The sequence below is a fragment of the Rhodococcus sp. IEGM 1302 genome, from assembly GCF_030056935.1.
GTDB classification, from domain to species: domain Bacteria; phylum Actinomycetota; class Actinomycetes; order Mycobacteriales; family Mycobacteriaceae; genus Rhodococcus_F; species Rhodococcus_F qingshengii.
In genome coordinates this window covers 104764-118034 of sequence record NZ_JASHKY010000015.1, presented here as the reverse complement: position 1 = coordinate 118034, position 13271 = coordinate 104764, and the positions used below count along the sequence as shown (strand labels likewise).

The following is a 13271-nucleotide window of genomic DNA, read 5'->3' as shown; positions in this document are numbered from 1 at the left end:
CCTGATCATCCGCGCGACCCAGATACTCCAAATCACCAGCACTGTTCCACGACGCGACGTCACCCGTGCGGTACAACACCTCGCCGGCATTGAACGGATTCGCCACAAACCGCGTCGACGTCAACCCCGCCTGACCCAGATAACCCCGAGCCAACTGAACACCAGAGACATACATCTCACCCGCGACACCAACAGGCACCGGAGCCAAACGCGTATCGAGCACGAACACCTGCAGACCCGAAATAGCCTGACCCACAACACTCGCCGACGCATCCGCCACCAACGCAGCATCCAACACACGATGGCTCACATGCACCGTCGTCTCCGTGATGCCGTACATGTTCACCAACGTCGGCGCGAAGTCACCGCGGCGGCCGTACCAATCCGACAAGCGACGCAGCTCGAGCGCCTCGCCGCCGAAAACAACCCACCGCAACGACAACTCAGCAGCCCGACCGGATTCCGACGCCAACCGATCAGCCTCGGCCAACTGATAGAACGCCGACGGCGTCTGATTGAGCACCGTCACCCGCTCAGCAGCAAGCAACTCCAAGAACTGCTCCGGCGACCGCGACGTCACATAATCCACAACCACCAACGTGCCGCCGTACAACAGCGGACCCCACAACTCCCACACCGAGAAGTCGAACGCATAACTGTGGAACATCGTCCACACATCGGATTCGTCGAACCCGTACACACTCTCAGTATTCGCAAACAACTTCGCCACCGTCGTGTGCGGAACCTGCACACCCTTCGGGCGACCCGTCGAACCCGACGTGTAAATCACATACGCAACATTCGACGACCGCAACGGCGCAACACGATCCGCATCCGAAACCACCGAACCATCGAACTCCGACACATCCACCGCGTCGATATCAACCACAGGCAAACCAGCGGGCAACACCAACTCACGCCCGGACCACGAAATCGCAGCCACCGGAGCAGCATCAGCCAACATGAACTCGACACGATCAGCCGGATACGACGGATCCACCGGCAAATACCCCGCACCGGACTTCACCACCGCCAACAACGCCACCACAAGATCCGCCGACCGCGGCAACGCCACCGCCACCAACGACTCCGGACCACAACCCTGAGCAATCAACCTGCGCGCCAAACGATTAGCCCGCACCGACAACTCACCATACGACAACGACTCGCCACCGAACCGCACCGCAACCCGATCACCAAACCGCGCAGCAGCATCATCGAACCACGCCGACAACGTCGAATCCACACCACGATCGATCTGGCCGGCACTGAAGCGGGACAGCAGGTTTCGTTCTCCATCGACCAAGATGTCAACGTCACCCACCGCTACGGTGGGATCAGCAGTCACCGCACGGAAGGTCCTTACCAGCCGATCACCGAATTCCACAACGGTCGACTCGTCGAACAGATCCGTCGCATACGTCAAAGAGGCGGACATTCCGGCGGGTGCGCCGGCCTCGTCGGTTCGTTCGGTCAGGGTCAACTGGAGGTCGAATTTCGCCAGCGCAAGATCGGCACTTTCGATCGACACTTCGAGGTCGCCCAGTTCGAGCGTTGTCTGTTCGTGGTTCTGGAACGTCAATGCCACCTGGAACAGCGGATGACGAGCCTGCGAACGAACCGGATCGAGAACCTCCACCACACGCTCGAACGGAACATCCGCATGCGCGAACGCCTGTAGATCCACTTCACGCGCCGACGCCAACAGATCCGTGAACGACATCGACGGATCAACCTCGGTACGCAACACCAAAGTGTTGACGAACATACCGATCAGATCGTCGAGCTGCGCCTCACCGCGACCCGCGATCGGTGTACCGATCGCGATGTCGGTCGTTGCGGACAAACGAGAAAGTACGACGGCGAGCGCTGCGTGAACAACCATGAATGGTGTCGAGTTACTGCTGTGCGCAATCGAATTGACAGCTTCGTGCAGGGTGGCGTCGATATCGAACTCGACCTCGGCTCCGCGCCCTGAAGCGACCTCGGGACGCGGACGATCGGCAGGCAGATCCAACTGCTCCGGAAGATCAGCCAACGCATCCGACCAGAACGCAATCTGCTTCGCGATCACGGACCGCGGATCGTCCTCGGACCCGAGAACCTCACGCTGCCACAACGAGTAATCGGCGTACTGCACCGGCAACGGCGTCCAAGCCGGCACCGACGCTCGTGTACGTGCTTCGTAGGCAACCATCACGTCACGGGTCAACGGACCCATCGAGAAACCGTCGGTCGAGATGTGATGCACGACGAACACCAGGACGTATTCGCTGTCGCCGACTTTGAAGAGCTTGGCGCGCAACGGGACTTCGGACGTCACGTCGAAGCCGACTGTCGCCAGCTCGGCGACGCCCGCAGCCAGGCGATCTTCCGTGATCGACACGGGGCTGAGGTCGACGACAACGTCTTGGACGTCGAGGACGTCCTGATAGCCGACGCCGTCGACGTCTGGATACACAGTTCGCAGTGATTCGTGTCGGCCCACGACATCGATCACGGCGGCGTCAAGAGCTGCCACATCGAGGGCGCCCGAAATCCTGATCGCCGCCGGGACGTTGTTCACTGCCGACGCGGGTTCGAACCTGTTCAGGAACCACATGCGCTGCTGCGCCAACGAAAGTGGGATCCGAGCTGGCCGGGGCTGCTGCACCAGTGGGGCGGTGGCGCCCGAACCGGCGTGCAGCTCGAGCCGGACGGCGAGTGACTGCACGGTCGACGCTTCGAAGAGCGCACGAACCGGAACGCTTGTGTCGAGCGCCTCTCCCAGCCGAGCGGCGACACGGGTCGCGATCAACGAGTTGCCGCCGAGTTCGAAGAAATCGTCGTCGCGGCCAACCTGTGCGACTCCGAGAACTTCGAAGAACACCTGCGCGACAGTCTCTTCGACGGTCGTGATCGGCGCCTGGTACACCTTGGACTCGAACACGGGCGAGGGCAGAGCCTTGATGTCCGTCTTGCCCGCGGTGGTCAACGGAATCGAATCGAGTACCAGTACCGAGTCGGGGACCATGTAGCCGGTCAGGAACGTCGACACCGACTCGATGACCTGTGCGGGATCCACCTCGGCGCCGGCCTGCGGCACGACGTATGCAACGAGACGATCTCCGAAGTGATCGTCGGAACGAACGAGAGCAACAGCTTGCGCAACGCCCGCGCAACGGGTCAGCGCGGCCTCGATCTCGCCGAGTTCGATACGGAACCCACGGATCTTGACCTGGAAGTCACTGCGGCCCACGTACTCCACTGCGCCACCGTCGATCCACCGGACCACGTCACCCGTGCGGTACAACCGCTCTCCCGGCGCCCCGAACGGGTCTGCGACAAAACGACCCGCTGTCAATGCCGGCTGTCCCAGGTATCCACGAGCGACCTGAACACCCGACACGTACAACTCACCTGCGACACCAACCGGAACGGGCTGCAAGCGGCCGTCCAAGATCCGCGCGGCCATTCCCCGAATCGGGCCGCCGATGTTCATACGATCAAACGCGGTCAGCGTATCGCTGATGTTCGAGGCGACTGTCGACTCCGTCGGACCGTACGCATTGAAGAATCCACGCACACCGCCATCCGGAAGCGGCACCGCCCACTTGGCAACGAGAGACCGCGAACTGGCTTCGCCACCGACGACAACCACCCGCAACGCGTCGAGCCCGCTCGGATCCACTGATGCCAGCGCAGCGGGCGTCACGAACGCATGCGTCACGCCCTCCGAGCGCAAGATCTCGGCCAATTCCGCGCCGCCGTACACCGTCGTCGGCGCAATCACCATCGTCGATGCTGCTCCGAATGCCATCAGCAACTCGAGAACAGAAGCATCGAAACTCGGCGAGGCGAAATGCAGCGTCCGAGCATCCGCGGTCAGCGCATAGCGCTCGACCTGCTCGGCGCAGAAGTTCGCCACACCCGCATTGGTGACCACAACGCCCTTGGGCAGACCCGTGGTGCCCGAGGTGTAAATGACGTAAGCAGGCTGCCGCTCGTCGATCGCACTGCGTCGATCCGAATCACTTACCGGCGCGCAAGATTCTGCCGCGCACGCCGCCACTGTCCTCTCGTCGTCGAGAACAACCCACGTCAACGCCGACGGCAATCCTGCCTCGACGTCACTGAGCGCAAGACCCAGCACCGCACCGGAATCGGAGATCATGTGGGCGATACGGTCAACCGGATACGTCGGGTCGACGGGCACGAATGCAGCACCCGTTTTCACCACTGCCCACAGAGCGAGAACTGAATCGGCCGAACGCGGAATCGCGATCGCGACCCGATCCTCCGGCCCGACGCCCTTCGCAATCAGAACACGAGCGAGTCGCGACGACCGCTCGTCGAGTTCGCGGTAGCTGATCGACTGACCGTCGAAGCGAATCGCATCCGCCGACGGATCCAAAGCGGCCGCCGCTGTGAGGATCTCGACCAGGGTTCCCGAGACCGACTGACCTCCATGAACATCGGCCAGCACACCCCGCTCGGCCGCATCGAGAATATCGATGTCACCGACGACAATCGAAGGAACCGACACGACAGTCTCGAGGATACGAACCAGACGCCGAGCAAACCCCTCGACCGTCGAAACGTCGAACAGATCTGCAGCAAACGTGAATTCGGCCGAGAGCCCTTGCTGGATCCCGTCTTCGCCGATCGACTCTGTCACTGCGAGTTCGAGGTCGAACTTGGCAGTGGTCGTGTCGATTTCGGCGGCCTTGATCGCCAGTCCCGGCAGTTCCAATGCCGTTTGCGCGAGATTCTGCAAGGACAGCACAACCTGGAAGAGCGGATGTCTGGCCTGCGACCGGGCGGGAGCCAAGACGTCCACCAACCGCTCGAAGGGCACGTCCGAGTGAGCGAACGCTCCGAGCGCGGAATCACTCGCCGCAGCCAGCAGATCTGTGAATGCCTGGGCCTGGTCGACCTCGGTGCGCAGAACAAGCGTGTTGACGAACATGCCGACGAGATCGTCGAGCGCCTCGTCCCCGCGACCGGCAACGGGAGTGCCCACGGCGATGTCCGAGGTCCCGCTCAGTCGGGCCATCAGAACGGCAAGCGCCGAGTGCAACGCCATGAAGAGCGTCGCGTTGTTCTCCCGTGCCAGCGCGTCCAATCGACGGTGCACATCCCCGGAGATCTCGAACGCGAATCGCTCGCCGCGCATCGACGCCACATCAGGCCGAGACCGGTCCGACGGAAGCTCGATCACGTCCGGTAGGTCTGCCAGAGTCTCGGTCCAGTACGAGATCTGCTGCGAGATCAGTGATTCCGAGTCGTCTTCCGAGCCCAGAACCTCACGCTGCCACAACGAATAGTCGGCGTACTGCACAGTCAACGGCTGCCACGCCGGCGCGATCCCGTCCTTGCGTGCCGAGTAGGCAATCATGACATCGCGAGCCAGGGGCGCCATCGACCAACCGTCAGCGGCGATGTGATGCACCACGATCGCAAGGGTGTGCTCGGTGTCGCTGACCGTCAACAGGCGGACACGGATCGGCACGTCGACGGTGACGTCGATCGCTGAGGATCCGATTGCAGCGACTCGACTTTCGAGCTCGTCCTGATCCGAAACCGACTCCACGGTCAGCCCGCCGAACGCCTCCGAGAGCGACAGAATCGACTGCTTCGGTCCGGAAGCCCCGTCCGGATATACCGTTCGGAGCACCTCATGCCGGGCCAGTACGTCCTCCAGCGCCATTTCCATCGCGGCAGTATCGAGATGACCAGTCAGGTGCAGAGCAAAAGTGATGTTGTAAGCAGCTGAGTCGGTGTCGAAGCGGTTCAGGAACCACATGCGCTGCTGCGCCAGCGACAACGGAATTTCCGCGGGACGCACCTGTGCGACGAGCGCCTTCTGCCCGCCGCTACCTACGTGCGACTCGATGTGTGCGGCGAGCGCCTCGACGGTGGAAACGTCGAATAGCGTTCGCACTGGCACCGTCGTGTCGAGCGCCCGCCCCAATCGGGAGGTGACCTGAGTAGCCACCAGGGAGTTGCCACCGAGTTCAAAGAAGTCGTCGTCGAGGCCGACTCGTTCCACTCCGAGAACATCCGCAATCACCTGCGCGACAATCTCTTCCACCGGCGTGGTGGGTGCACGGAATTCGCGGACCTCGAACGTGGGGACTGGCAATGCGCGACGATCCAACTTGCCGTTCGACGTCAGGGGGATTTCCTCCACGATCATGAACGCGGAAGGAATCATGTACTCGGGAAGCTTCTCCGCGACGGCAGTCGTGAGCATCTCAGTTTCGAGGGACGTGTCACCGTCCGCGACGACGTACGCGACAAGTTGATCGCCGATCCGTTCGTCGTTGTGCATCAAGACGACGGCTTGCACGACTGACTCGAGCGACACGAGCGCGGCTTCGATCTCGCCCAATTCGATCCGCAGCCCACGCAGTTTCACCTGGAAGTCGCTGCGGCCGACATACTCCAACTGTCCCAGATCGTTCCACCGGACAAGATCGCCTGTCCGGTACATCCTGGAACCACCGTCGCCGAACGGATTTGCGACGAACCGTTCTGCCGTCACGTCGAACCGAGCACCGTAACCTCGCCCGACACCAACGCCCGCAACGTACAGCTCGCCGATCACGCCGGCTGGGACCGGATGCAGACGAGAATCGAGCACAAACAAGTCGATGTTCGGAATCGGCGTACCGATAGGCACTCCGGCGCTGTGCTCGGATGTCGCAGACAGTGCCGAAACAACATCCGAAGCCTCAGTGGGACCATAGCTGTTGACGATTCGCACTCCAGCCCGCATCAGGTGCGAGAGCCTGGGGAGTTGGATCGGCTCACCGCCGAGGAAGACTACATCCAGTTGTGTGAGCACTCCCTCCGCATCTGCATCGGAAAGAGCGACGAAGGCGCTCGGCGACATGTTCGCAACACGGATGCCAGCTGATTCGACGATCCCGAGAATGGCATGCGGGTCGAAACCATCTCCGCTCAAATGAAGCGGCACTCCACTACCGAGCGCTGCCCATATGTTCTTCTGCGTGAGGTCGAAACTCGGTGAGGACGCAACAAGGATCGGCCCGGCTTCGGGCAGTTCCGAGCGGTACCACGCCACGGTGTTCTCGATGCCTCGCATCGGTACCATCGTCGGCTTGGGACGCCCGGTCGAGCCGGACGTCGAAATCACATATCCGAGATGATCTTTCGCACCGACAGAAAGCCAGGGGTCGTCCTGGCGCTGAACGGCGGTCGCCGGGGGAAGATCAGACTTCACAACGAGTATCGGGATGTCGAGTTCGATGATGTCGACAGTCACGACACACACCGCATCGGTATCTTCCAGAATCGACTGGATGCGCTCCTGCGGGAAGCTCGGGTCGATGGGTGCGTACGCGGCTCCTACCTTCCATGCAGCCAGCATCGCCACTACCCATTGCCACGACCTGGCAACGGTCAACGCCACAACGTCGCCCGCACATACACCGATCGCGGCCAGTTCCAGTGCGAGGAGACTGGACCGTGTGTCCAATTCCTCGTAGGTCAGTGTTCGATCGTCGTCCGCCACCGCGACGGCGTTCGGCTGAGCGTCTGCAGCACGGTAGAAGGCCGACAAGATCGACAACTCCGGAGCACTACAGCGCGTTCCCGCCGACCAGTCGAGCACTCTTGCCGACTCGTCTTTCCCGAACACGGCGATATCGCCGACCTTCGTGTTTTGATCGTCGACGACGGCATTCAGGACGCGGATGAAACGCTCGGCGAACTCCACCATTGTCGAAGCATCGAAGAGATCGGTCGCGTAGGTAAGCGTCGCCTCCAGGCCTTCGAAGTCCGTTGCGCCCTCTTGCCCCTCGGACACCATCAGCTCGATGTCGAACTTCGCGATCGGCACCTCGAGTTCCGCCGCCACGGCCTTCACTCCAGAGAACTCGAGCTCGCGCCGTCCACTGATCTCCGCGGTCAACGCAACCTGGAACAGAGGGTGACGAGCCCGTGAGCGCGGCGGATTGAGAGCCTCTACCAGGCGCTCGAATGGGACATCCGCATGTGCGTACGCAGACAAGCCCGAATCACGAACTCGCTGAATCAGATTGGCGAATGGCTCATCAGGATCGACCTCGGTGCGAAGCACCAGGGTGTTCACGAACATGCCGATCACGTCGTTGAGCGCTTGATCGCCTCGCCCGCCGATCGGGGCACCGATCGCGATGTCGGAGGTACCACTGAGCCGGCTCAACAGCGTTGCATATGCCGCCTGCAACACCATGAACAGCGAGACGCTCCTCGAGCGCGCCAACTCGTTCAACTTGCGCGTCGTGCGTTCGCTGATCTGAAAATGGTGCTTGGCGCCGTGATTGGACGCGATGGCAGGACGAGGTCGGTCGGTCGGCAGATCCAACTGATCCGGCAGATCGGCAAGTGCCCGGCGCCAGAAGTTTATCTGGCGAGACGACTCCGAGCGCGGGTCTTCGTCGGATCCCAGTGCTTCGCGCTGCCACAGGGCGTAGTCGGCGTACTGAATTGGCAGCGGCGTCCACGCCGGCGCAGACTTCTCACTTCGCGCCGAGTAGGCGACGAGAAGGTCACGTGCGAGCGGACGGAACGACAGTCCGTCTGCAGCGATGTGATGGAGAACCATCACCAGGACGTAGTCCGTCGGAGACACCTCGAAGAGGGCAACCCGTACCGGGATTTCGAGCGTCACGTCGAAGCCGCGAGACGCCACGTCGAACAGCGCCGCGTCGAGATGCGAATTCCGAATCTTGACCGGATTCAACTCCACCGCGGCCCGGTCGACCGGCAGAACCAGCTGTTGCGCGGTTCCGTCGACATCAGGGTAGATCGTCCGCAAGGACTCGTGTCGCTCGAGAAGATCCATCACCGCGGCATGCAGGGCGGACGGGTCCACCGAACCGGTGAGCCGGACCGTGAACGGAAGATTGTAGGCGGGCGTCGACGGATCGAGACGGTTGATGAACCACATGCGCTGCTGCGCAAGCGAGAGCGGGACGACCTCGGGACGAGGCTTGGCGATCAGCGGGGTGAGCTGCCTGGCGTTGCCCGCCACCGACTCGGCGCGGGCCGCCAGGGTGGCGACCGTGGTGGATTCGAAGAGCTCTCGAACGCCGAGTTGCACTCCCAATGCCGAACCCACTCGCGTCACCAATTGTGTTGCAACCAGAGAGTTTCCACCGAGCTCGAAGAAGTCGTCATCGATACCGACGCGCTCGACACCGAGAACGTCGGCAAACACGTCCGCCACGATGCGTTCGATTTCGGTGCGGGGCTCGCGGTACTGCTTCGCACTCGCGAACACCGGCTCGGGCAACCCGGCACGATCCAATTTGCCACTCGTGTTGAGCGGCAACGCATCGAGCACCATCAACGCGGCCGGAACCATGTACGACGGGAGGCTTCGGCCGGCGAACTCACTGAGCACCGCAGCATCGATGTTTCGGCCTGGACCCGGCACGACGTAGCCGACCAATTGATCACCGGTCGGGGTGACGGTCACCAAAACGACAGCCTGCGAAACGTCGGGGTGCGCCAGAAGGACGGTCTCGATCTCGCCGAGTTCGATGCGCTGCCCGCGGAACTTCACCTGGAAGTCTGTACGCCCGATGTAGTCGAGATTTCCGTCCTCACGGCGACGAACGAGGTCGCCGGTCCGGTACATACGCTCACCGGCCGTGCCGTACGGATTGGCTACGAACCGATCCGAGCTCAGGTCCGGTCGACCAACGTATCCGCGCGCGAGTTGAACGCCGGCGAGATAGAGCTCACCCGGCTGCCCGATGGGGGTCGGGCGAAGTTGCCCGTCCAGTACGTGCGCCTGAGTGTTCCACTGCGGCATACCGATCGGCACGGAAGTAGTATCCGTGGCCACGGCCTCGTAGTACGTGACCGATACCGCGGCTTCGGTCGGACCGTACAGGTTGTGCAGTCCGGCTCCACAGAGTTCGCGGAAGGCGGAAGACGTCTCGGGCGGGAGCGCCTCGCCGATGACAAACACGTGGCGCAACGAATCACAAGATCCGGCAGGTGCATTCGCAGTGAACAGCGTGAGCATGGATGGCACGAAGTCGGTGATCGTGACGCCGAGCTCCGCGATCTTGTTCGCCACGTAGATCGGGTCTCGATGACCGTCCGGAGTCGCGACGACGAGCGTGGCGCCGACCTGCAACGGCATGAAAAATCCCCACAGCGACACGTCGAATGTCGTAGCGGTCTTCTGCAGGTAGATGTCCGACGCCGAAAGCCCGTACTCGGCGTTCATCCACTGAAGCTGATTGTTGATCGCCGCGTGAGTGACCGCGACACCCTTGGGTCGACCGGTCGAACCCGAGGTGTAGATCACGTACGCAGTGTTCGAGAAATGCAAGGGAGACAGGCGATCCGCGTTGACGATCGGCCTGCTGTCGAGCTGCCCATAGTCCAGTGTGTCGATCTCGATGACCCGTGTGCCCGAGGGCAGATCCACGTCGTCCCGCGCAGTGGTCACAACACACGTGGGCTGCGCCGACTCGAGAATGTAGGCGGTGCGGTCGGCTGGGTGGTCGGGATCCACCGGTACCCAGGCTCCGCCGGCCTTGGCAATCGCGTACAGACCGACCATCAAGTCCAAAGACCTGCGGATCGACAGTCCTACAAGCGATTCGGGCCCAACACCCATGGCGATGAGTTGACGAGCCAAACCATTTGCGCGAGAGTCGAATTCGGCGTACGTGAGGCTGGCGCCTTCGAAAATGACAGCGGTGGCATCGGGAGTTCTCTCGACCTGACGCTCGAATGCTTCGGTGATGGTCTGCGAGGCAACGTGGAAGCCGGTGCGGTTCCACAAGGCAACCTTGTTTCGCTCCTCGTCGGTTGCGACAGGAAGATCCCAGACCTTGCGGCTCGTTTCGGCCGAGACGAACTTCTCGAGAAACTCTACGAACCGCGAGTGATTTCGCTGGGCGTCCGCGGGCGCGTACAGATTGGGATTCGACTCGAAGTCGATGTGTGTGCGGGTATCGCCGACGCTCTGATACAGGTTGACACCGAGGTCTTCGATCAAACCCGTGGACAAGATGTGAAGTTCGCCGACGAGGGGCCCGAACGCCAACTCGGTGGAAAACATCATGATGTTGATCCACGGGCCGAAGAATCCGCCCCGGCCCGGCCCGTCACCGCCGCGAACCATGTCCTCGTGTCGGTATCGCTGGTGGCGCAGTGCGCCGGACATTTCGTTCCTGACGTCGTCCAGAAGCTCCTGGACGGTGGTGTCCGCAGTGACGGTCAGTCGCAGCGGCACGACGTTGGAGACCATGCCTCCGGATCGACGCAGCACGGCTGTTGTTCGACCGGAAACGGGCAGACTCAGCGACACGTCCTCTCGCCCGGTCATCTGAGCGAGGTACGCCGCAAACGCCGCGACGACAGTGCCGGCAACAGTGGTCTTCTCGATGCGCTCGAGGAACCGCCCGAGCAGAGCCTCGACGTGGTTGGACAGCGCTGCACTGTCGATCCGACTGACTGGAGCCGGCGCGGCACTTCGACCCGCGAGGCTCGAGATCTCGTCGAGATTCTCGATCTTGTCTGCCCAGTACTTGCGATCGGTTTCGAAACGACTCGACTGGCGGTACTTGTTGTCCACCTCGTAGACGTTCCGGAGATCGGAGGCCTCACTCGGCTCCGGATCCCGGCCCTCCACGCGCGCCGAGTACAGCTCCGCCACACGAGTGACGAACGTCGACGCACCGAATCCGTCGAGAATTGTGTGGTGGACCCGCGTGTACCAGTAGTAGCGATTCTCGCCGAGCCGCAGGATCGTGGCAGAGATCAAGCGGTCCGTGAGCATGTCGATCGGCCGGCTGCGATCTGCTCGCATCCACCGCATGGCAGCGTCGTGCGAGTCGTCTTCACTACGAAGGTCGACGTAACCGACCGAATCATCGAGTGTGGGGTCGATGATCTGGTAAGGCTGGGCGTCGATCTCGAAGATCCGGACGAAGGCCGACCCGATTTCGCGACCGGCGTCTGCGCAGGCCTGGCGAAGGGCGTCAAGTTCCAGAGCACCACGGAGTTCGACGTACTGAGCGATGTTGACCGGAACGGCGGGATCGAGGTGTTGCGCGAACCACATACCGAGCTGGGCCGCGGAAAGCGGGAATGCGTCGGATCGCTGAACGTCTTCCGGCGAGCTGCCGACCTCCGGCTTGCCGCTCCCCAGTTCTCCGTTACCCAGCGAATTCACGCCCACAGCCTCTCTTCCACACCATTGCGCACCCGTGCGAGCCGAACGTCCGATTCGCAGCAGCTACCGACCTCATCCAACCTCGACGAGCCAGAACCACCCATTGTCTCCGATACATAGGTGACAAGAGAAATCCATACCCCGGTGTATCGACGGTTTTGTTGCAATTCGTTACAAATCGCCCAGCTCATCTACCCCCCGATCGCATTGCCGAAACGCACCGTTCAGACGCGGCGCGCGATACCTCTCCCCCTGGGACAATCAATTGCAACCGACGATCTACACCCCAATCCACATCAGTCACCTCGGACAATTTACAGGGCCGCCAGGTACTGGGTGTCTGAGCTCGAACAAGATTCGACAGTCGCTGATCGAGACTATCGGTACTCGCCGACAGACCGACGAAAGAACGCGCCGACCAGCGGTCGGCGCGTTCTTCGATTTACGGTACGAAGCTTCAGGAAAAGCCCACACCAGTCACACTCTTCAGGTGCTCGCTGCTGACCCCTGGAGCCAGCTCCACAAGCTGCAGCCCGTCCGCGGCGACGTCCAGCACTGCCAGGTCGGTGATGATCCGGTTGACGACGCTCTGACCGGTAAGCGGCAGCGTGCAGGCCTCGACGATCTTGGGATTGCCGTCGCGGTCGGTGTGCTCCATCACGACGATGACGCGGCGGGCACCGTGGACCAGGTCCATCGCCCCGCCCATACCCTTCACCATCTTGCCCGGCACCATCCAGTTGGCAAGGTCACCGGTCTTCGATACCTGCATCCCGCCGAGCACCGCGGTGTCGATGTGACCACCGCGGATCATGCCGAAGGAGAGAGCCGAGTCGAAGAACGCGGCGCCTGAATTGACGGTGACGGTTTCTTTACCTGCATTGATGAGGTCGGCATCGACCTGATCATCGGTCGGATACGGTCCGGTACCGAGGATGCCGTTCTCGCTGTGGAGGACCACCTTGACGCCCTCGGGCAGGTAACTGGGGATCAGCGTCGGCAGGCCGATGCCGAGGTTGACGTACTCCCCCGGCCGCATCTCGGCGGCAGCGCGAGCGGCCATCTCGTGGCGAGTCCAACC

The 13271-nt window shown here is 62.0% G+C and carries 2 protein-coding genes; both read right to left on the bottom strand.

Annotation, left to right across the window (positions count from 1 at the left end; translation table 11 throughout):
- Nucleotides 1-12190 (bottom strand): non-ribosomal peptide synthetase (locus tag QM609_RS19990; RefSeq protein WP_283337356.1); only part of this gene is annotated, 12190 nt, incomplete at its 3' end.
- A 457-nt stretch (nt 12191-12647) separates the two neighbouring features.
- The gene (locus QM609_RS19985) at nt 12648-13253 is read right to left on the bottom strand and encodes a 3-oxoacid CoA-transferase subunit B (RefSeq protein WP_179090796.1); all 606 of its coding nucleotides are present in this window, start codon (nt 13251-13253) and stop codon (nt 12648-12650) included.
- Nucleotides 13254-13271 lie beyond the last annotated feature (18 nt).